The following is a 21,871-nucleotide window of genomic DNA, read 5'->3' as shown; positions in this document are numbered from 1 at the left end:
AAGAGACTTCCCGATAAAAACCGGGAAGTCTCGATCGGAACTATTGTCGGTAAACCTTGCCTTCCGCTAATTGGGCTAATTTCCCGGTCAACTGGTAGGGAAGGTGGTGAATGTCATCAAGATCCTGACAACCCATGAAGGACATGGCGATTCGGAAGTGGTCAGCCAGGCTCTCCAGGTAGTAGGCCGTATAGTCCTCTCCCCCGTTCAAGAGGAAGCGGAGAATTTCACCGGAGATGGCTCCCATATCCGCCCCCAGGGCCATGGCCCGAATCAAATCGCTGGCGGTTCGGATTCCTCCGGAGGCGATAATCTTTTGGCCGGGGGCTTGGGCCCTGGCATTGAGGATGGCCTTGGCGGTGGGGATTCCCCAGGTATAGAACTCGGTAAAGTCCTCATCCAAGCGTCGAAGGTCTTCAATTTCAAAGAAGTTGGTTCCGCCCAAGCCGGAAATATCCACATAGGCCAGGGGCAGGTCCTCCAGGAAAGCTAAGGCTTCCCGGTCCATGCCCAGACCCACCTGCTTGACGATAACCTTTCCGGGGAAGGCTTCCGCAATGGCTCGGACCCGGTCCTTCCAGGACCGGAAGTCCCTCTCCCCCTCTTCCATGACGGCTTCCTGGTGGGCGTTGAGGTGGATCCCGATTCCATCGGCATCGATCATGTCCATAACCTGATTAACCTCATCCACCTCCGCTTCCGCCCCCAGGTTGGCCAGGACCACCCCCTGGGGACCCATGATGTCCCGGACCACGCGAAAAGTGGGGATGGTGGAGGGGTCGTCCAGGGCAATCCGCATGGACCCGACCTGGACAGGAAGGCCCACCCTTACGGCGATTCGAGCAAGGCTTTCATTGATTGTCCGGGTGACCTCCGTCCCTCCGGTCATAGCATTGATCATGAGGGGGATGGCCTGGTGCTTGCCGAAAATCTCCAATCCGGTATCGATGGACTCCATATCCACTTCAGGGAAGGAGCGGGGCTCCAGGTAAACATCCTCGAGAAGGCTGTTCCCCACATACTCGGTTTGGAGGTAATTTTCAATGTGCTTGTCCTTGCGGGTCTTCCGTAAGTTCTCTTGTTCTGTCGTCAATCGCCTCACCTCCCATTCATCTTTTCTCTATTGTAACAAATTACGCCCTTTCACGGGCTGAAGTCATCATGAGTTTCACCCGGTTGACCTGGTTGACTTCTGAAGCCCCGGGATCGTAGTCGATGGCAATAATATTGGATTCGGGGTAGCTTTCACGGATGGCCTTCATGACCCCCTTGCCGGTGATGTGGTTGGGCAGGCAGCCGAAGGGCTGGATACAGACAATGTTGGGTGCCCCTTCATGGATGAGCTCCACCATCTCCCCGGTCAGGAGCCAGCCTTCCCCGTAGTGGTGGCCCAAAGAAATAATCTCAGAGGCAAAGTCCTCCACATCTTCAATATGGAACATCTCCGTGAAATGAGTAGAGGCACGAAGGGCCCGGCGGACAGGACGACGGTAGAATTCCACCAGGGAAACACCCAGGTTGCTGAGAGCCGCCATGGCCTTGGAGGTCCCTAAGAGGTCCGCTTTGTGGGTGGCGTTACGGAAGCAATAGAGGAAGAAATCGGCCAGCTCCGGCACCACCACCTCAGCCCCTTCCGCTTCCAGGAGGGCCTGGAGGTTATTGTTGGCCTCAGGGAGGTACTTAACCAGGATCTCTCCCACAATCCCGGCCTTGGGCTTGACGATGTTGCGACGGGGAATTTGGTCGAAGTCCCGGACGCATGCCCGAACCAGATCGCCATACCCTTTGATCCTGGGCTTGATGACAAAATCGGAGAAGGTCCGGATCCACTTTTCCTTGACCCGGTCCGTTTCCCCGGTCCTGACTTCGTAAGGACGGGTAGCGTTGGAGCATCGCATAATGACATCGCCGGCTACAATGGCGATGACCCCCCGGTTAACCAGACCCGGTGTGATCTGGAGACCGGGTGAAGTCTCAATCCCCTGGACGGAAAGGGCAATGACCGGGATTTGGGGTTGACCCATATCCTTGAGGGCCTTGCGAATATAGCCCACGTAGTTGGATGCCCGGCAGGCTCCCCCGGTCTGGGTCATGAGGAGGGCGACCTTGTCCGGGTCATACTTTCCGCTGTCCAGAGCCTCCATCATCTGACCCACTACCGTGATGGAGGGGTAGCAGGAGTCGTTGTTAACGTACTTGAGCCCCTCATTGATGGTATGTTGATCCACCTTGTCCAGGAAGGCCATATGGTAACCCAAAGACTCCATACCCGCTGCCAAAATTCGGAAATGATCCGGGGCCATGGCGGGAACAAGAATCGTGTAATCCTTCCGCATTTCCCTGGTAAAGGTCACCTTCTTGGGAGCATAGGAATCCATAGGCTTCTTTAAGGTCAACCCGGCCTTCCGGGCGTTGTCGATGGCCTGGATGAGGGACCGGATCCGGATCTTGACGGCACCTAAATTGGACACTTCGTCGATTTTTAAGACGGTATAAATCCGCCCCCTGGCTTCCAGGATTTCCTGGACCTGGTCGGTGGTTACGGCATCCAGGCCACAGCCGAAGGAGTTGAGCTGGATGAGCTCCAGGTCTTCGTGGTCGGCGACAAATTCCGCCGCCCGGTAAAGGCGGGCGTGGTAGACCCACTGGTCCAGGACCCGGAGGTCCTCCCGGATGTCCCCCGCCTTCATGGCGATGGAATCCTCGGAAAGAACGGCCAGACCCATCCCGTTGATGAGCTCGGGAATCCCGTGGTTGATTTCATTGTCCACATGGTAGGGGCGGCCGGCCAGGACGATCCCCCGGCCCTTGTGGGACTTGATCCAGTCCAGGGCCAATTCCCCCTCCCGGAGGATGTCGGACCGGTAGTTGGCCTGCTCGGTCCAGGCCGCATCCAGGGCCCGACGGATCTTGTCGGGGGGGAGGGCATAAGCTTTTCTGCCCACCTCAAAGGAAGTAAAGACCTCCACCAGGCGGTCGGCCAGAGCCTTCTTATCCTTAAAGGAAAGGAAGGGGTAGAGGTAGGTGACCTCCTTCTTTTTCAGGGCATCCACGTTGTTCCGGATGACCTCCGGGAAGCCGCAGACGACCGGGCAGTTGACCTGGTTCCGTGACTGGTCAAATTGCTTGTTTTCATAGAAAATCGAGGGATACCAGATCAGGGGGACCCCCTCCTCGACCAGGGCTTCGATGTGGCCGTTGACCATCTTGCCCGGATAGCAGACGGTCTCCGAGGAGATGGATCCCAGTCCCTTATCGTAGATCTCCCGGGAGGACCGGGGGGAAAGCTTGACCGGGAAGCCCAGGCGGGTAAAGAAGGTATGCCAGAGGGGGTAGTTCTCATAAATATTCAAAACCCGGGGGATCCCCACCGTGGGCAGGGCCGCCCCCTCCTCCGGGAGGGAGGAGTAGTAATGAAAGAGCCGGTCATATTTATAGGCGTAGAGGTTGGGGAGGTCATTTTTCTCCCTCTGAATTCCGGCCCCCCGCTCACACCGGTTGCCGGAAATATACCGGCTCCCGTCCGAGAAGATGTTGATGGTCAGGGCACAGTTATTGGTGCAGCGGCCACACCGGGCCGACTTTTGCCGGTAGTGGAAGGCGGCCAGGTCCTCATCGCTCAGGAGGGTGGACTTGCCTGTGGACCGCTCCTTGGCAATCAATGCCATCCCCATGGCCCCCATGAGGCCGGCAATGGAAGGCCGGGTGGCCTTTCGGCCTGTGATTTTTTCAAAGGCCCGGAGGATGGCATCCCCGTAGAAGGTTCCCCCTTGAACAACCAGGTGGTCTCCCAGCTTCTCAGGGTCCCTGACCTTGATGACCTTCTGGATGGCATTCTTGATGACGGAATAGCAGAGGCCGGCCGCAATATCCTCGACGGAGGCCCCTTCCTTCTGGGCCTGCTTGACCTTGGAGTTCATGAAGACGGTACACCGGGAGCCCAGGTCCGCTGGTTCTTTCGATTGGATGGCCTTTTGCTGGAATTCTTTCACGTCCAGGCCGACAGAAGCCGCAAAGGTGGAGAGGAAGGATCCGCAGCCGGAGGAACAGGATTCATTGAGCTGGATGGAGTCGATGACTCCTTCCCGGATGTGCATGGCCTTCATGTCCTGACCGCCGATGTCCAGAATAAAGTCCACATTGGGGTTGAAATAGCTGGCCGCCCGGTAGTGGGCGATGGTCTCCACCTCACCCAGGTCAACGCTCAGGGCGGCTTTGATGAAGTCCTCCCCGTAGCCGCAGATCCCGGATTGGGCAATCCAGGCATGGGGGCCCATCAGGGCGTAAATGGCCCGGATATTTTCGATGACGTGCTCCAGGGGCTTGCCCTTGTTGGAGGCATAAGAGGTAAAGAGGACCTGGTCGTCTTTACCCAGGAGGACGACCTTGGAGGTGGTGGATCCGGCATCAATGCCCAGGTAGGTGGGCCCGGAATAGGAGGCCAGGTCCTCCTCCCGAAGGTCACCGCTTTGGTGGTCCCGGACAAAGTCCCGGTATTCCTCTTCCGAGCTAAAGAGGGGGTCCAGGGTCTTCTTTTCGATCGCAACCACCCGCTCCTTCTCCAGGCGGTGGAGGATTTCCCCAAGACCGGTCTCCTCTGCCTCCTCCCGGGCCATAAGAGCTGCACCCAGGGCAACAAAGAGTTGGGCATCTTCGGGGATGGTAAAAGTATTTCCTTCCGGCCCCAGGGTCTCTTTGAACCGGTCCCTGAGGCTGTCCATGAAGTGGAGGGGACCGCCTAAAAAGGTGATCCTCCCCTGGATGGGTCTGCCGCAGGCCAGGTTGGAAATGGTCTGGTTGACCACGGACTGAAAGACCGACATGGCGATGTCCTCTTTAGATGCCCCGTCATTTAAGAGGGCCTGGACATCGGTTTTGGCAAAGACCCCGCAACGGGAGGCAATGGGGTAGATTTTCCCATAACCCCGGGCCATCCGGTTAATACCCCCTGCATCGGTATCCAGAAGGTTAGCCATCTGGTCAATAAAAGCACCGGTCCCGCCGGCACAGATGGAATTCATTCGCTGTTCAATATTTCCGTCCAGGTAGGTGATTTTGGAATCCTCGCCCCCCAGTTCGATGATGACATCGGTATCCGGGATATAGGTCCGGATGGCCCGGGTTTCGGCAATCACTTCCTGGACAAAGGGGATCCCCAGGAGTTCCTCCAGGATCATCCCGCCCGAACCGGTGACGGCCATCCGGACGGGAACCTCTCCTACCGTCTCCCTGAGTTCGACCAGGACTTCCTGAACGGTCCGTTTAACATCGGATTTATGGCGTCGATAGACGGAAAAAACGGGCTCCCCACTTTCGTCAACAGCAACGACTTTTACTGTGGTTGAACCCACATCAAGGCCAATGTGTAAATGCATCGGTCGCCCTCCTCTCTATGTCCATTCGATAAAATATTCAATGCTGACCGGTTTGCTGACAAAGCCTGCCGCTTCACCGGAAGATCGATAAAACCACTTTTTAGGATAATCTGAAAGCCTATTTTATCACATTGACCCAAGTCAAAGGAAAAGAAAGACAAGGCCCCCTAGAATGGGTTAGAATAGAAAAGAATCTCAACAAAATACAAAAAGATAATACAGAAAGGAAACGCCTATGATTTCTGCCATTCCAGTCAATGACTACCTTACCTATTTGGGTGTCAATGACCGCGACACCCAACTCTTTGAAAACCAGTGGCCCCTCCCTTACGGGATCTCCTACAATGCCTATCTCATCAGGGATGAGAAGACCTGCCTGATGGATACGGTCAAGGTCACGGAAGTGGACCAGTTTTTAGCCTGCCTTGATGACGGTCTGGACGGCGGTAAGTTGGACTATATCGTGGTCCACCACGTTGAACCCGACCACTCTTCCGCCCTTTCTATCGTTCGTGCCCTCCATCCCGAGGCCAAGCTGGTCGGCAACAAAAAGACCTTTGAATTCCTCAAAAATTTCTACCAGATTGACGAAGAGGATAAGGTCATTGTGGATGATGGTGAAAGCCTTGATCTGGGCGAGCGGACCCTGACCTTCTACAAGACCCCCATGGTCCATTGGCCTGAGTCCATGGTTTCCTTCATTGAGAAGGACGGCATCCTCTTTTCCCAGGACATCTTCGGAACCTATGGAGCCCTGGACGGGGCCATCTTCGATGACGAAGTTTCCCGCCGATCCCACTACGCTGAGGAAACCGCCCGCTATTATGTCAACATCGTCTCCAAGTACAACATGATGGCCGGGAATGCCCTGAAAAAGCTGGGCGGCCTGGACATCCGGATGATCTGCCCGGACCATGGCCCCATCTGGCGGGAGAAGCCGGCGGACGTCCTCCAGCTCTACCGGAACCTGACCGATTTCAAGGTGGAATCCTCCATCTCCATCGTCTACGGATCCATGTACGGCAACACCCAGGCCATGGCGGAGATCGTGGCCAGGGAGCTGGCGGAAGAGGGGATCAAGGACATCAAGCTTTTCGATGTTTCCAAAACCGATGCCTCCCACATCCAGACCGAATGCTGGAAGTCCCGGGGGATCATCCTGGGCTCCTGCACCTATGATAAGAAGCTCTTCCCCCCGATGAAGCACCTGGTCGGCCTTTTAGACGAGAACAAAATGAAGAACCACGTTCTGGGCATCTTCGGGAACTACTCCTGGGCCTCCGGGGCCATGGAAGGTCTCCGGGAATTTGCTCAGGCACAAAAGGACTACGAGGTTATCGACATCCAGCCCAACATCCGGTCCTCTGCCAACGGGGAAGACCGGGAAGCCCTCAAGGAGATGGCTCGAGCGGTCGCTAAAGCGGTGAAAAACCATGAGGGAGAAGACCGAAAGACCTCCTTCACCCTATAAGACGGCACAAATAAGAACACTAGAAAAGAGGCTCTATGACTCTTCAAAAAAAAGTCGCCCTCATCGTTATGGATGGTGTGGGCATTTGCCCTGAAGGAAAGGAAGAGGGATCCGCCGTTATTGCGGCCCACACTCCCGTCCTGGATCAATTGATGAAAGACCGTCCCTGGATCAAGCTCAAGGCCCATGGTCCTGCCGTAGGCCTGCCGGATGAATCCGATATGGGCAACTCCGAAGTGGGGCATAACGCCCTGGGCTGCGGTCAGATCTATGCCCAGGGGGCTAAGCTGGTCAACCAGTCCATTGCCTCGGGTCGGATCTTTGAATCCGCTGCCTGGGAAAATGGGATGGCCCACGCCCTAAACCAGGGAGGGGCTGTCCACTTCATCGGCCTCCTCTCCGACGGCAATGTCCACTCCCACATCAACCACCTCAAGGCCCTGATTCAAGAGGCTAAAATTGAGGGGGTCAGGAAAGTCTTTATCCACGCCCTCCTGGACGGCCGTGACGTCCCCCCCACCTCCGGCCTCTCCTACCTGGATGACCTGGAAGCCTTCCTGAATGGCCTTCGAGATGAGAACTTCCAAGCCGAGATTGCTTCCGGCGGGGGCCGGATGGTAGTCACCATGGACCGCTACCAGGCTGACTGGTCCATTGTCGAACGGGGCTGGCAGGCCCACGTCCACGGCCAGTCCCCCCACAAATTCTCCTCCGCTACTGAGGCCTACAAGACCCTCCGCCAGGAGACGGAAAAGATCGACCAGGACCTCCCCTCCTTCGTTGTTGAAAAAGATGGTCAGCCCATCGGTCCCGTCCGGGATAGCGATACGGTCTACTTCTTCAACTTTCGAGGCGACCGGTCCATTGAGATCTCCATGGCCTTTGAAGACGAGGACTTCCCCTTCTTTGACCGGGGCCGCCGTCCCGCCTGCTACTATGCGGGCATGCTGGAATACGACGGAGACCTCCACATCCCTGCTAACTACCTGGTAGAACCTCCCCAGATCAAGAACACCCTGACTGAATTTCTGGTCGATAAGGGGATCAAGGAATTTGCCTGCTCCGAGACCCAGAAGTTTGGCCATGTGACCTACTTCTGGAACGGAAACCGGTCCGAAAAGTATTCCGAGGAATTGGAGGACTGGCTGGAGATCCCCTCCGACAAGGTCTCCTTTGACCAACGCCCCTGGATGAAGTCAGCCGAGGTGGCGGATGCCCTCATCGAGGCTATGAAAAAAGAAGAGTACGGCTTCCTCCGGGTCAACTTTGCCAACGGCGATATGGTCGGTCATACCGGCGTCTTTGATTCCGTCCGGATTGCCGTCGAAGCCGTTGACCTGGCCTTAAGTCGAATTCTCCCCGTGGCTGAAAAGCTGGGCTATACCCTTCTGATTACGGCGGACCATGGCAACTCGGATGACATGATCCAGAAGGATAAGAAGACCGGAGAGACCATCCCCAAAACTTCTCACTCCCTCAACCCCGTCCCCTTCATCCTGGTGGACCCTGAGGGAAAAGCGGACCTGGACCGGACCCAGGACGGAAAGGCCGGGATCGCCAATGTAGCTGGAACGGTCGTCGACCTCATGGGCTTCGACCAACCTGAACTTTGGGAAGACTCCCTCCTGAAAAAATAGGATTGGCCTCCATCTGAAAGGAAAAAATGCCCCATCTCTGAACCCGGATTGGCCGGGATCGGAGGTGGGGCATTTTTATGCGTATGAAGACTAGCGGTTCATCTTGGCCAGGTGAGCCTCTGCCTTACCAAAGGTAAGAAGGGATGCGACAACAAGGATGACGGCGGAAATGCCCACAATGAGAAGGGAGGTCACATCCAGCGGGATACCGGTCTTCCAAACCAGGAAACCCAGGGCAAAAGGAATCCCCATGGTCAGAAGGACGAAGATGGTGGACCGGAAGCTGGACTTGACCGCCTTGGTCTCATCCTCCCAGTCCAGCTTGGGGGCAATGACATCGAAGGTAAATTCCATCATGGAAAGGGCAAGGGAAACCAGGAAGAAAGACCCTACCAAGCTCAGGTAGAAGGCCGGATTGACCCCTACCAAAACCATGACCAGGATTAAAAGAAGGAGGCCGGGGATCATGCTGACCATGTAGGAGGTAAAGAATTGGGCAAGGAAGAGGCGGGAAGCTTTAATCGGGAGGGCCTTGAAGGATTCGATATTCTTGGCATCCCGGGTAACCGCCGTAGACGGTGCCCCTCCATAAAGAGCCATAATGCCGATGAAGGCACCGACAATGACGCCCAGGACCAGGGGGCCGCCCATGAATTCCATGGCCTCTTCGATGAAATGATGGATCTGTTCGAGAGAAATCCCCGACTCAAAGATTTCATCCCGGGCCATATAGGCGGATAAGCCGATGACGAAAACCATCCAAAAGGGAACGAAGATGGAGGAGATGACTACGTTGAGGAGATAAGCCGAGGTCCTGGTGAGCTGACGCCACTCAAACTGAACTATGGCCCAGAAGGCTCCGGTGGACTGGCCCACAGCCTTGTCGATCTCTCCTTTGGCCATGGTCTTTCCATTGGATCCGCCCCCGGCAACCGAAGTAAGAATCCGGAAGTAGAAGGGCCGGGCAAAGATGACCAGGATGAGGATGGCGAGAATGGAGGTCGCCAGGCCCAGGGCTAAACCTCCCAGGAAGGTCAGGGCTCCCGACCCTGCCACCATGAGCTGACCGGCCTTGATGGCGGGGAAAACAAGGGACATGGTCCGGATGACCCCGGGACTGATCGGGAGGGTGGTCATGTCGCCCTCGGTCAGCCCCATCGTTTCGCCGGCCTGCATGAAGAGGACATAGAAGACCACGGCCAGAACCAGAGAGAGGACTCCGGTGATCATCCCCATCCGGTCCTTATTGCGTAGGACAGGAGCCACTTGAAGGAGGACCATGTAGATCAGGCTGATCAGGACTGCCGGCCAGATGGGGCTGAGGAGGATGGTAACCAGCCAGCCCAGGAGCCCCCGGAGGCTGAAGTCCACGATGAGGATGCCTCCGGCCATGGGGAGGCCGAAAAAGACGATCGAGCTGAGGAGGTAGACATAAGCCGAGGCAAACTTGGCTAAGGCAATCTCCCAGGAAGCAAAGGGCATAGTCATGAAAACCGGGGTGTCCTGAGAAAAGAAAAGAAGGGATGGCAGGGCAACCAGGCCCAGCCAAATGGACACCACCGTCACGATCATGGAGAACATCCCCACCAAGCGGTCCATCTCCCCCATGGCCATGGCGGACTTGGCCATCTTATTCGCCATTACTCCAAAGGTCATTCCCATGTAAGCAAAGAGGAAGATGAAGAGAAGAACCATTCCCAGCTTAGCCAGGGTGGACTTCTCCTTCTTTGAAGGCGAAAGGGCCTCAAAACCGGACTTGGTGGAAATTTTTACCAGCGACAAAAACCGCTTCATCCTAGGCCTCCTCTTCCTCATTCAGGAAGCGGGAGCCCGTGACAATCAGGAAGATCTCTTCCAGACTCTTATCCGGATACTCTTCCTTAAGAGCTTCCAAAGTACCCGTATAGGTGATCTTCCCCTTGTTGATGATAGCGATCTGGTCGCAGAGCTTCTCCGCCACCTCCAAAACGTGGGTGGAAAAGAGAACCATGTTCCCCTTGTTGGCATGGTCTTTCATCTTTTTCTTAAGCAGGTAAGAGGATTGAGGATCCAGACCGGTCATGGGTTCGTCCATAATCCAAAGACTGGGATCATGCATAAGTGTAGCGATAATATGAATCTTCTGCCGCATACCATGGGAATAGGAGGCAATCTTCTGGCTGACCGCTTCGGCCATTTCAAAGTCCTCTAAAAGCCGGTTCATCCGGTCCTTTCGCACCGATTCCTCCACCCCATAGACATCGCAGATAAACTTGATGTATTCCACACCTTTGAGACTGGTGAAGAGGTCAGGATTATCCGAAACATAACCGAACTCCTCCTTGGCCGCTACCGGATCCTCCGCCAAATCGATTCCGTTAAGAACAATCCGACCCTGGTCCGGTTTAAGGATTCCCGTCAGCATCTTGAGGGTGGTCGTCTTTCCGGCACCATTTGGACCGATAAAGCCGGTGATGGTCCCCTCTCTCAAGGTCAGGGAAACATTGTCCACTGCCCGCTTCTTGCCAAATTGCTTGCACAATCCGTTCAGTTCAATCATAGGTCCTCCTTAAACAGGCCTTTCGCCAGTCTGAAATATGTCTACTGTGTTATTCCTTCAATACAGTTTATGATAACAAACTTATGAGATCGCAACAAGGGGGTTTTGTAAAAAGTGAGTGAAATTTTAGAAGGGGGGCTCATGACGGGGTGCCATGGATTCTTGGCGGCCCCCTTTTCCCTCAATTCCGCAAAATGAGGAGGCTCACCATGGCCCCCTTTCCCCTGATTCGCCAAATGAGGGGGCTCCGCTTGGCTCCAAAGGACGAAAACCCCTCAATCTTCATATTTTATTACGAATTAGCAAGAGCACTTCATCTAAGATAAAAGAAGAAAGAAGAAAGATGGGAATGAAAGGAAAAAAAGATGAGAGATCGAAAAAAGTCGAGGAGGAGGGCCCGCTTCCTTCCCCTGGTCCTTGTTTTTCTTTTTGCCGTCGGGCTGGTTTTCTATGCTATCCAACCCGGAAGCTTCAGGGGACTAAAGAATGAAGTCCGTGCCCGGCTTTATTGGAGGGACTTCGATGGTCAGGATTCTTATAACGCCAAGTCTATGGTTCTGGTCGACCGGTCAAGCGGTCAAGTTTATGCCTCCAAGTCAGAGGATGAAAAGCAGTGTCCGGCCAGCCTGGCCAAGCTCTTCACCATTGAATATGCTCGAAACTTTGCTGACCTCGAGACAAAAATTAAAGTGAAAAAAGACCCCCTGGCTCATGTTAAGAAGGGGTCTTCCCTGGCTCAGCTTCAACCGGGAGAGGTCTACACCTTGGAGGATCTCTTTGCCGCCATGCTGGTCCCATCAGGGAACGATGCCGCCTATGTCCTGGCCGACTACATCGGCGGCCTCAACCATCCGGATGCCCGAAATGCCGATGACCGGATCCGCCTCTTCATGGACGACCTCAACAAGCATCTTCAAAAGAAGGGGTGGACGGACACCCTCCTCCTCGACCCCAGCGGCTATGACTTTGAAGGAACCACCACAGCTCAGGACCTCAGGGGAGTTTGTGACCTCCTCCTGGAAGAGAACTGGTTTCGAAACATCGTTGCACAAGCAAACTATGAGGTCAAGCTCCCCGACGGGTCATCCAAATCCTGGAAGAACACCAACAAATTCCTCAACCCCAAAGAAAGTGCCTACTACAACGAAAGAGTCAAGGGGATCAAAACCGGCTCTCTGGGCAAAGACTACAACCTCATTGTCCTCTATAAGACAGAAAAGAAGGAGTTCCTCATCATCAGTCTGGGTTCCTCATCCGACTCCTCCCGCTACGACGACCTCTCCTACCTCCTCAATACCATCGACAAAAGCTTTTATCTGAATAAGTAGTGTAGGGCCATGGAGGCCTGCCACGAGGCTCATGGCAGAGCGGCGGGGGCTCCTGGCGACTCCCCTTTTCCCTGATTCCGCCGAATGAGGGGGACAGATAATTCTCCCTTAAATGGCCCTTTTGGCAAATGAGGGGGACAAATGATTCCCCCTTAAATGGACATTTTGCCGATTGAGAGGACTTCGCAGAGCAATGTCCATATAATAGTGTAAGAGAATATACAAAGAAAGAGCCAAAATTATATCTTGGCTATAATGTGAGTAACCAAACCAACACTATAGTAACTAATTGTAGGCATGTTATTAGAAAGGATTTAATATGGAAGTGTATATTGGATATATTTTTATTCCTATACTATTACTTATTTTTGGAGTAGTACTTTATGTCAAACCGCCAAAGAATATCAACAGCCTGATTGGTTTTAGAACAAAAAAATCTACTTCATCACAGAAAAATTGGGATTTAGCTCAAAGATTATGTGCTAAAAGTCTGATTTTTATTTCCATTCTGACTGCTGTTTTCTTCTTAATATTGCGATTATCTGGTATATATTCTGAATTAACAGAGGATGCGAGAGCATGGTTTCTTCTTGTTCCAGCCATCCTCCTGGTTTTGTCGATACCTTATGTCAATAGTAAGCTATCTCGTGGTTAATCAGTTTAAGTGCAATTGATTGGGAACATGACTGCCCATGCACCCGGATGACTGCACCCACCTGGCTATGCTCTTTACCGCTGAATATGCCCACCCCTACTACTTGACTTCACAAGCAATGGACAAGTATTAGAAAAACCAGGCAGGCCAGAAATAGAGAGCCGGCAAAGGGAAGGCGAGATTCGGACTTCTTCCACAGGCGAAGCCAAAGGAAGCGGACCATGGTCAGCCCCAGGGCCATGGCCAGGACGGTCAGGCCTGCAGAAGCCAGGAAGAGGAAGAGGGTGGCGATCAACTTGACATCCCCCATACCCATACCTCCCTTAAAAAGGAGGACAAAGATCAAAAGAAAAAGAAAAGCTCCCACTCCCCAGGCCAAGTGCTCAAGCCATAAGCTCGCGTATTCTTTCGGACTTAAGAATGGTGGTCCCATGCCTGATGTTAGTGCAAATACCAGGGAAGACAGGCCGAAGAGGGAAAGGCCCGCCAAAATAATTCTATTGGGAATCCGTCGATCCCGCTCATCGACAAGGCCGGCCCAGAGGACAAAGGGAAGGAATAAGTAAAAAGGAATCCGATAAATTTCCATACGACCACCTTTCGTTGCGACGGGCTTTCCATACGACCGCCTCTCCGAAAAGGAGAAAGGCTTTGCCGGAGGGGAAGACCTGTCCTTTCCCCCTCCACCACCAGTCTAGGCAAAAGATGTCCCGGAGATTGCCCAACTTTCCCCTCTTTTATCCCGAAAATTTCCCAAAAAATCTTTTGCAAAATTTCGTTTTTACACTTGTCTTACCTGCTTTTAACGTGGTATAACTAACAGGTATCAGTTTTGGAAGGGAAGGAGATAGAATCCGGCTAGCCGGTATTCACAATCTCTACACTTTTCAAAATCTGATCGTGGTACTCTATGTATGTACTAGATGCCTCTATATTGAGGTGAGAAAGCCCTCCCTGACGGAGGGAAATTTAGGAGGATTGAAATGAAAAAAGTTTTGACCAAAGGTGCTCTGTTCCTGGCTTTAGCTCTTGCCCTCGTTGGTTGTGGTAACAAGGACAAGACTCCTGCTGAATCTACAGCTCCTACAGAATCTTCTGCTCCTGCTGAGTCTTCTGAAGCTCCCGCTGAATCTTCTGAAGCTCCTGCTGAGTCTTCTGAAGCTGCTTCCAACTAAGGAATTAGCGAAGACTAATAAAACCCGGACCGGGCCTAGCCCGATCCGGGTTTTTTTTTGTCTAAATTCTGACCTGTCCGAACTTCAGGCCTCTTCCTGGTCGTCAAATAGGATAGTTTTCCGGTCGCCGTCCCTGGCAAAGCGGACGGTGGGGTTAATGGCGGCGATGGCCGGGGCATAGTCCCTCTGGTTCCGGAAAGAAGGAGAGTAGTGGGTCAACCAGGTTTCCCGGGCACCGGCATTTTTGGCCAGGAGGGCGGCCTCCTGGGCGGTCATATGCTTCTTCTCCTTAGCCGATTGGAGCTTGTCGGGATCACCATAGATCCCCTCGGTGACCAGAAGATCGACATCATAGGCCGCATCCTCCAAGCTCCGACAGGGCCGGGTATCGGTGGAATAGACCAGGGAGATCCCCCGACGGGAGGGTCCCCGGACCTGGTCGGGAGTGAATTTTTTCAGGCCAACCCGGACCTTCTCCCCATTTTGGAGCTTGGACCAGTATTGAACAGGAATATCCAGAGCCTTGGCCCGGTCGGGCAGGAAAGCGGGCAGACGGTCGATGTCGAAGCGGTAGCCATAGCAGGTGATGTTGTGGTTGACCGAAAAGGGGGTGATGGTAACCCCGGAAAAATCAAAGGTCTCCTTGTCAACCCGGTGGAAAATAACGTCAAAGGGTACGGCCACAACGACGCAAAGATGGGAAATAACGGGCTCAATCTGACCAGGACCAATGATATGGACCGGCTCGGTCCGCCCTTCCGTCCCCATGGAGGAAAGAAGGCCGGAGATGCCCGCCACGTGGTCCCCGTGAACATGGGTGAAACAAATACAATCAATGGAATGCATGGACCAGGCGTATTTTCGGATGGCGACCTGGGTTCCTTCCCCGCAGTCAACCAGGATGGAATGACCCTGGTAGCGGAGGAGGAGGGAAGTCAGGTGACGGCCCGGCAAAGGCATCATCCCACCGGTTCCCAGCAAACATACATCTAACATAACAATCTCCAAACATTCAATCGAGGGATTGGATGGACACGGATGACCCTCGGTCAGTAACAAATTGATGGAGGCCCTCCAGGTCAAGAATGTGGATCCCGGACTGGCCGGACCGCTCGATAAAGCCCCGCTTGGTGAGAAGACCGATCTTTCGGGAGACCGTCTCCCTGCGGAGGTTGATGGAACCGGCGATTTCATCCACCGTCAGCTCCAGATCCCGCCCGTGGCTATTTAGGGTCTGGAGGTAGATGAAGCGGGCCAGCCGAACCTCTGCATTGTTCTCGAAGAGAAGGGCCGAACGCTCTTTTGCCGCCCGAAGCTTCCGGCTCATGGACCCCAGGAAGGTCAAGGTGGTTTCCGGCTCTTCCAGGAGAAGCTGGATGAAGTCGGCCCGGGAGATCTCGCAGGTCCAGGTATCCACCAGGCAGGTGGCCGAATAGGGGTAGGCGGTTTTTTCCAGGAAGATGTCCTCAGCGATCACCTCCTGGTCGGAGAGGATCTCATAAATGGTCTCCTTCCCCTCACTGTCGAAGGAATTGAGCTTGACCTGGCCGGCATGGATGACATAAAAGGCGTCCGCCTGGTCCCCTTCCCGGAAGATGGTCTCCCCCTTTTCGTAAATCCGGTGGATGGCCAATCGGGAGACCTTCTCCTGACTCTCCGGAGGAAGGGCGGAGAAAATATCGATTTGTCGGGTACACTGCATGCAGCCGTTAGGGCAAAATTCAAAGGACATGGTACCTGCTTTCTTTTTCTCAGCGTTCGGTCAAAGTTGGACCGGATCCTCCCGCTTGGAGTTGGGCCGGATCCTCCCGCTTGGAGATTTGGACCCGGTCACGCGGGACCCAGACCAAAAGGAAGGTAGCCAGGTGGATGTCAGCCTTCCTGGGCTTGAGGGCAAGGGTAGTAAGCTCCCGGCCCCCGGCCTCCCACTCCTCCTGGAGGCTTTGGATTTCCCGGTCCATTTCTTCTTCCAAGAGGGTAAGGTCCTCTTCCCGTCCGGTCAGGCCGGCTTGGGCCCGGTCAATGTCCGAAGCCTGCTCCCTCTGGCGGCCGGCGGCCCGGGCTGCCATTGCTGCCTTGCTGGCCGTGGTCTTGCCGAAAATCTTCTTGCCCAAAAGGCCGTCCAAAATAGCCGAACCCACAGAAATCATGGTGTTGGACCTGGCCTTGGCCGCCTGGTCTTCCTCCTTCTCCAGGCGTTTACGGGCAGTTTCGACCTTGGCTTCCGCTGCCCGAATCTTCTTCTCATAGGAAGCCTTCAGGGCACGAACCGCCCGATCCCTCTCCTCCCGGAAAGCCAAATCCGTCCGGACCTGGAAGTCGGACAGGGATTCCTCCGGGTCGGAAACCAGGGAAAGCTTCTTGTTCTCATAAAGGAGGAAACGGTCATTCCGGTAGATGTAGTCCTCCAGGTCCTTAGCCCAGGCCTTCATGGCCTTGCCGGTAACCCCGCCGGCCGGAAGGGGGGCCAGGCGGGCGCCCGAGGGGAGGTCCTTCCTCAGGTCCTCGGGCCGGGCCGTGACCCCGGCCGTCATAGACCAATCCACCGGGATGGGCCCCTCTCGAAGGGGCGTGGACCAGATGACCTCCCGCCTGGCCTCCGTCTTAACCGACCGGTCAAAATAGGTTGTCTCACCAAGGCCATAAAGGACGGGGATATAGACCCCTTCCCCTCCGTCCACCAAGTACTGGTCCACCCCGTCCAGGGAGGGCAGGTGGGCCTGAACGTCCTCCTCTCCGGAGGGGGCTTGGTGGGCCGGAGCCGGGGTCTCAACAGGAGCCGAGCCGGTCTCCGAGCCAGGCCCCGGAACCGGGTCCGTGCTTGCCGGACCGGCTGCCCCGGCCTCCCCCTCCTCCTCTTTCAGGAGGGCCAACTGGGGCCGGCTGAGAGGGCCGGCCAGGTAGGACATGGCCCAGCGGGACTGGATGAGGTCCAGGCGGTCAGCATGGACATTCTTGACCAGGAAGGTCCGCTTGGGGAAGTCGGAGAGAATTTGGTCGATCCGGTCCCGGTCCCCACCCAGGCCGGTCTCCCCCTCCTCCAGGCCGTCCAGGAGGCGGCTCTTGTCCTGCTTGGTTTGGAGGCGACCGATGAACCAGGTTCCGATGTTGGACAGGGCCTTGTAGTCCAGGTCCACAGGGTTCTGGCTGGCCAGAACCAGACCCAACCCGTAGGCCCGGGCCTGCTTGAGGAGGGTCAGGAGGGGGGTCTTGGAGGGCGGGTTGGCCACTGGCGGAAGGAAGCCGAAGATCTCATCCATATAGAAGATGGCCCGGAGGGAAGAGGTTCCTGGCTGGCGGCGGATCCAGGCCAGGAGCTTGTGGAGGACCATGGTCACAAAAAACATCCGGGAGGATTCCGAAAGGTGGCTGATGGACAGAATGGAGTGGCGGGGACGGCCATCCTCGGTGTAGAGGAGCTTGCCGATGTCCAAAGGCTCCCCCTCCATCCAGATTCCGAAGGAGGGGGCAGCCAGAACATTATTCATGGCCATGGCCAGGTCCATCCGGTCCTTCTTGGAATAGTAGGTCTCCAGGGGGATAACCCCCACCTTATCCAAAGGCGGGTCCATGACCAGGGCTACCATGTCCTCTATGGAGATGGACTTCCCCTGACCCCAGAGCTTTTCAATGATGGTGGAAAGGAGGATGTGGTCCCGGGAGGTCATGGGATCAGCCTGGATCCCGGCAAGGGTGAGAAAGTCGGTCGCCGCAGCCTGGACGCTGTCCAGGAAAATCTCCCGCTTGTCCATAATCTCGTGGCCGGGGAAGGCCCCCATGGAAGCAATGGAAAGGGGAATGCCCGCATTGGATCCCGGGGTGTAGAGCTTGCGGTCCACCGCATTTTGAAGGGCGGCCACTCGGTCCCCGTCCTGGTCCCAATCGGCCAGGCCTTTCTTCCAGGTCTCTGCGGTCCTCTCGGCCAGGTCATCCAAGCTCACTCCTTCCTTCCGAGCCTCCTCTTCGGACAGCCAGGGGCGGAAGGAAGCAGGAGCCAGGTCCGGGAAGTTGAGGAGGAGGTTGGCCATATCCCCCTTGGGGTCCATGATGATGGCGGGGATCCCGTCCATAGCAGCCTCTTCTAAAAGGTCGATGGACAGGCCCGTCTTGCCGGACCCCGTCATCCCCACAGATACGGCGTGGGTGGTCAAGTCTGCCGAATCGTAGAGGTAGTAGCCCTCCTCCCGGACCTCCTTGTCCGGATCAACCCGCTTGCCCAAATAAAATTGACCTAAAAGCTCGTAGGACGCTTGCATGTGGACCTCCTTTTTCAAACGATTTTTTCACCTTCTTTATATATACCCTCTTCCGTCAGGACATAGGTGTAGGCAATATCAAAATAGCCCATGGGAACCTGGTCCAGGATAAAGGCCTCGGGACAAAGGAGGATGGTTTGCCCCCGGTATCCCTTCATGAACCGGTCATAGAAGCCCCCTCCCTTCCCCATCCGAAGACCGTCCCGGCTGGCGGCCAGACAGGGAACGATGACCAGGTCGATGGCCCGGTGGGGAGCAGCCGGCTTGTCCCTGGCCGGCTCCCGTATCCCCCAGGTTCCGGAAACCAGGTCGTCCAGGGAAGCAACCTCCACCGCCGACATGATTCCCTCCTTGGCCGAATCCACCCGGGGAAGGTAGAGGGTCTTCCCGGAGTCCAAAATCAAATCGACCATGGGAAGGATGTCCACCTCCCCCTTGATCGGCATGAAGGCCATGACCGACCGGGCATCCCGGAAGCCAGGCCAATCCCGGATCAGGCGGGTCATGGCCCTGCCCGTTTCCTTATAGTAAGAGGGAGGAATCGTCTCTGCCTTGGCTCGGACTGTTTTTCTGGTTTCCTTCTTTGCCAGGTAGAGCTTTTTTCCCCGCATAATTTTTCGCTGTCTTTTCGTCACATCCTCCTCCTATTCTGTCCGAAGGGCCATATCACCGGGCCGGATCCATCCCCTCTTCCGCATGAATGAGGCAACAAGTCCGGCAATGAGTCCAGGCAGGATAAAGTGCATGAGGGCGATCTGAAAAAGGACCGAAGGGGTGGTTCCCATGACAGAGACCTGGGCAAACTGGCCGACCAGGCCGGAGGTACCCATGCCGGCTCCCGTGGCATTGGAGGTCATGCCCAAAACAGCCGAAGAAAGGGGGCCCAGGATGGCTGAGGCGACAATAGCCGGGAGCCAGATGATGGGCTTTCTTACGATATTGGGGATTTGGAGCATGGAGGTCCCGATCCCCTGAGCCAGAGAGCCACCCAAGCCGTTATCTTTATAGGAGGCAACGGCAAAGCCGATCATGTTGCAGCAGCAGCCCACCGTAGCGGCCCCGGCGGCAAGGCCCGACAGGTTCAAGGAAACCGCCAGGGCAGCGGAAGAAATGGGGAGGGTCAGGATAATTCCCATGAGGACGGAAACGGCAATACCCATGGGAAGGGGCTGAAGTTCGGTCGCCCGGTTGATGACCTGACCCAGGCCGGTCATGACTTCAGACATGACCGGTGAAACAAACTTTCCCAAAAGGCCGCCTACAAGGATGGTGACCAAGGGGACAAGGAGGATGTCCACCGGAGTTTTCCCGGCAACCCGCCGACCCACTTCAACCGCTCCCAGGGCGGCAACAAAGGCACCGACAGGCTCACCCAAGCGGATGGTGATTCCGCTTTCCGCCAGCTGGAGTGCTCCGCCCCCCATGGCCCCACAGGCGACCGCCGACATGACCACCAGGGCCGGTGCCTTGAGGACATAGGCGACGCCAACACCGATGGCCGGACTCATCATCTGCATGGCCATGGTGCCGAAGGAAACCAAAAGGGGGAGGCCGAATACCTGACCCAGGGTCCGGATGATGGTCCCGATCAGGAGAGAGGCAAAAAGTCCCCAGGCCATCCCATTGAGCACAGTAGTGATGTAATCTCTTACCGAATGAATTTTTTTCATCGTCAACACCTTTCATCATTTTTATCCCAACCCGACCGGCAAAGACCGGCTCATCAACAATCAAAAAGGGTCCAAAGACTCATAGACTAGAGTACCTCATTTCGATGGAGATGGGAAAGGTGGAGACCCGGAAATTTTTTCTCCAGTCGGAAAAATCTCCCATAAAAAAGGGTGATTCTATGGTAGGATAGGAATGGAACAAAAATCCCAAAATAAACTATATCTAGTGGTTTTTTCTTGATTTTGCCCTAAAGGAGGTAGTATGAACCCCAAAAAATGGACCGGCCGAATCCTGGTTTTGGCCCTTATTTTCAGCTTTTTCCTCAGTCCGTCCGGCCGGGCAGCCGGTTTTCTTTTTGAAAGCCAGACCCCTGCCTACTATGCCGAATCCCAGGAAATCCAGGTCGTCTTTACCAACCGTTCAGACAAACCCGTTCCCATCAGCCGGATGGACTCCCAGCTCTACTATTCGGCCAGTCCCGGCGTTACCATCACCCGGGCCCAAATCCGGAACATCGAATTTGACCGATCCAAGCTGGTGACCGTCAATAAGGAAGCCTGTCTCCCCTCCGGAGGAAGCTTCAAGGTCTGGATTAACTACCAGGCGAAGGGTTTAGGGAAAAACAGGGAGCTCAAAAGTGTTGAAACCCAGCCTGTTCCCCTCAAGGCCATGGAAAAATTCCGGACGGTGGACGGGGCGGTCTCCTTTAAGGTAGGAAACCAAATCGTCTTCTCCGTCTACATCGGTCGAAACAAGACCTCAGCCAATCAAGCCTACCAGGGGCCGACTTACGCCCAGCCCCGGCGAATCAGCGGGTCCACTCGCTATGACACCGCCCTGGCCCTGGCTAAGGACTATCCCTCCGCTCCGGCGGTCGTCATCGCCCGGGGGGATGACTTTGCCGACGCCCTGGCGGCCACTCCCCTCGCCCATTCTCTGGGCGGACCCATCCTCCTCAACCCCACCGACAAGCTCCGCACGGATGTCAGCAAGGAAATTCGCCGCCTCCGCCCCCGGACCATCTATATCGTCGGCGGGACCTCCGCCATTTCCGGCCAGGTAGAATCAGCCCTCCAAGGGCAAGGCCGGGTAGTCCGCCTTAGGGGACAGAACCGCTTCGACACCTCCGTGGCCATCGCCAAGGAGCTTCGTAAACAAGGCGGTCAGTTCGTCCAGGCCTTTGTCACCACCGGGACCAACTTCGCCGACGCTCTGGCTGTCTCCCCCCTGGCCGCCCAATCCTACCTCCCCATCCTCCTGGTGACCAGGGATAGCCTTCCTCCTGAAGTCAAGGAGGGGATGGAAGCCCTCCAAATCTCACAAACCGTGATTGTAGGCGGGGACGCCGCCGTCTCGGACCGCGTTGCCCGGGCTCTTCCCGGAGCGAAACAACGCCTGTCGGGATCCAACCGCTATGAAACGGCTGCTGTTGTCGCCTCCAACTTCCCCGATGCCCAGCGGGCCTACCTGACCGTGGGAGATAACTTCCCGGATGCCTTAGCTGCCGGTCCTCTGGCCGCCCGCTATGGTGCCCCTATCCTGCTCACCGGTAAAAACGCCCTACCCGGTCCCACTGCCTCCGTCCTCCAAAGGACTTCCGCTTCCAACCAGGTCTTCCTGGTCGGCGGAGATGCCGTCATCTCAGAAGCCGTGGCCAGCCAGGTCCGCTCCTACCAGTGGATCCGCCGAATCAACAAAGGCCAGTAAACCGAGGTAAAAGAGGTCCTTCCGGGGATCTCTCATCCAATCCGTTATTTGTCCCCA

16 protein-coding genes are annotated in these 21,871 nt (G+C 55.5%); 6 read left to right on the top strand and 10 right to left on the bottom strand.

Features of this window, described 5'->3' with window-relative positions:
• Window positions 1-40: 40 nt before the first annotated feature.
• Both fni and BN2373_RS04465 read right to left on the bottom strand, forming a co-directional pair.
• The gene (gene fni / locus BN2373_RS04470) at window positions 41-1,093 is read right to left on the bottom strand and encodes a type 2 isopentenyl-diphosphate Delta-isomerase (RefSeq protein WP_053942943.1); all 1,053 of its coding nucleotides are present in this window, start codon (window positions 1,091-1,093) and stop codon (window positions 41-43) included.
• A gap of 40 nt (window positions 1,094-1,133) precedes the next feature.
• Window positions 1,134-5,375 carry a 2-hydroxyacyl-CoA dehydratase gene (locus tag BN2373_RS04465; protein ID WP_053942942.1) on the bottom strand — a complete coding sequence of 1,414 codons (4,242 nt, stop codon included), beginning with the start codon at window positions 5,373-5,375 and terminating at the stop codon, window positions 1,134-1,136.
• Window positions 5,376-5,610: 235 nt separating this feature from the next.
• Here BN2373_RS04465 and BN2373_RS04460 point away from each other — a divergent pair, with 235 nt between their 5' ends.
• Together BN2373_RS04460 and gpmI are read left to right on the top strand one after the other, a co-directional pair.
• Complete coding sequence (locus BN2373_RS04460; RefSeq protein ID WP_053942941.1) at window positions 5,611-6,846, top strand: FprA family A-type flavoprotein; 1,236 nt, start codon at window positions 5,611-5,613, stop codon at window positions 6,844-6,846.
• Between the two features lie 35 nt (window positions 6,847-6,881).
• Window positions 6,882-8,483 (top strand): 2,3-bisphosphoglycerate-independent phosphoglycerate mutase, encoded by a 1,602-nt coding sequence (gpmI, locus tag BN2373_RS04455; RefSeq protein WP_053942940.1) that lies wholly within the window; start codon window positions 6,882-6,884, stop codon window positions 8,481-8,483.
• A 90-nt stretch (window positions 8,484-8,573) separates the two neighbouring features.
• On the opposite strand, the gene BN2373_RS04450 is transcribed toward gpmI, so the two are convergent.
• Together BN2373_RS04450 and BN2373_RS04445 are read right to left on the bottom strand one after the other, a co-directional pair.
• Complete coding sequence (locus BN2373_RS04450; RefSeq protein WP_053942939.1) at window positions 8,574-10,277, bottom strand: hypothetical protein; 1,704 nt, start codon at window positions 10,275-10,277, stop codon at window positions 8,574-8,576.
• Window position 10,278: 1 nt separating this feature from the next.
• Complete coding sequence (locus tag BN2373_RS04445) at window positions 10,279-11,022, bottom strand: ABC transporter ATP-binding protein (protein WP_053942938.1); 744 nt, start codon at window positions 11,020-11,022, stop codon at window positions 10,279-10,281.
• A gap of 365 nt (window positions 11,023-11,387) precedes the next feature.
• On the opposite strand from BN2373_RS04445, the gene BN2373_RS04440 reads away from it, so the two are divergent.
• Together BN2373_RS04440 and BN2373_RS04435 are read left to right on the top strand one after the other, a co-directional pair.
• Window positions 11,388-12,350, top strand: a complete 963-nt coding sequence (locus BN2373_RS04440) for a D-alanyl-D-alanine carboxypeptidase family protein (RefSeq protein WP_053942937.1) — start codon at window positions 11,388-11,390, stop codon at window positions 12,348-12,350.
• 319 nt (window positions 12,351-12,669) lie between these two features.
• Window positions 12,670-13,005: an SdpI family protein gene (locus BN2373_RS04435; RefSeq protein WP_053942936.1), complete on the top strand. Its 336-nt coding sequence runs from the start codon at window positions 12,670-12,672 to the stop codon at window positions 13,003-13,005.
• A 109-nt stretch (window positions 13,006-13,114) separates the two neighbouring features.
• Here BN2373_RS04435 and BN2373_RS04430 read toward each other — a convergent pair whose 3' ends face one another.
• A complete protein-coding gene (locus BN2373_RS04430; RefSeq protein ID WP_053942935.1) occupies window positions 13,115-13,594 on the bottom strand; it encodes a prepilin peptidase in 480 nt (159 codons plus the stop codon).
• 394 nt (window positions 13,595-13,988) lie between these two features.
• On the opposite strand from BN2373_RS04430, the gene BN2373_RS04425 reads away from it, so the two are divergent.
• Entirely contained in the window at window positions 13,989-14,180 is a 192-nt protein-coding gene (locus tag BN2373_RS04425; RefSeq protein ID WP_053942934.1) for a hypothetical protein, read from the top strand.
• Between the two features lie 84 nt (window positions 14,181-14,264).
• On the opposite strand, the gene BN2373_RS04420 is transcribed toward BN2373_RS04425, so the two are convergent.
• From BN2373_RS04420 to BN2373_RS04400, 5 genes are read right to left on the bottom strand one after another with little or no spacing between them, the layout of a single operon-like run.
• Window positions 14,265-15,176 (bottom strand): ribonuclease Z, encoded by a 912-nt coding sequence (locus BN2373_RS04420; protein WP_053942933.1) that lies wholly within the window; start codon window positions 15,174-15,176, stop codon window positions 14,265-14,267.
• A gap of 16 nt (window positions 15,177-15,192) precedes the next feature.
• Window positions 15,193-15,912 carry a Crp/Fnr family transcriptional regulator gene (locus tag BN2373_RS04415; protein ID WP_053942932.1) on the bottom strand — a complete coding sequence of 240 codons (720 nt, stop codon included), beginning with the start codon at window positions 15,910-15,912 and terminating at the stop codon, window positions 15,193-15,195.
• A gap of 19 nt (window positions 15,913-15,931) precedes the next feature.
• Window positions 15,932-18,436 (bottom strand): ATP-binding protein, encoded by a 2,505-nt coding sequence (locus tag BN2373_RS04410; RefSeq protein ID WP_053942931.1) that lies wholly within the window; start codon window positions 18,434-18,436, stop codon window positions 15,932-15,934.
• A gap of 14 nt (window positions 18,437-18,450) precedes the next feature.
• The gene (locus BN2373_RS04405; protein ID WP_154826132.1) at window positions 18,451-19,071 is read right to left on the bottom strand and encodes a 5-formyltetrahydrofolate cyclo-ligase; all 621 of its coding nucleotides are present in this window, start codon (window positions 19,069-19,071) and stop codon (window positions 18,451-18,453) included.
• A 9-nt stretch (window positions 19,072-19,080) separates the two neighbouring features.
• Complete coding sequence (locus BN2373_RS04400) at window positions 19,081-20,106, bottom strand: PTS sugar transporter subunit IIC (RefSeq protein ID WP_053942929.1); 1,026 nt, start codon at window positions 20,104-20,106, stop codon at window positions 19,081-19,083.
• 262 nt (window positions 20,107-20,368) lie between these two features.
• Here BN2373_RS04400 and BN2373_RS04395 point away from each other — a divergent pair, with 262 nt between their 5' ends.
• Complete coding sequence (locus tag BN2373_RS04395) at window positions 20,369-21,814, top strand: cell wall-binding repeat-containing protein (protein WP_053942928.1); 1,446 nt, start codon at window positions 20,369-20,371, stop codon at window positions 21,812-21,814.
• The last annotated feature ends 57 nt before the right edge of the window (window positions 21,815-21,871 follow it).

Source organism: Kallipyga gabonensis (assembly GCF_001286805.1).
Taxonomy (GTDB): Bacteria; Bacillota; Clostridia; order Tissierellales; family Peptoniphilaceae; genus Kallipyga; species Kallipyga gabonensis.
This window is presented reverse-complemented; position numbering and strand designations above follow the sequence as displayed.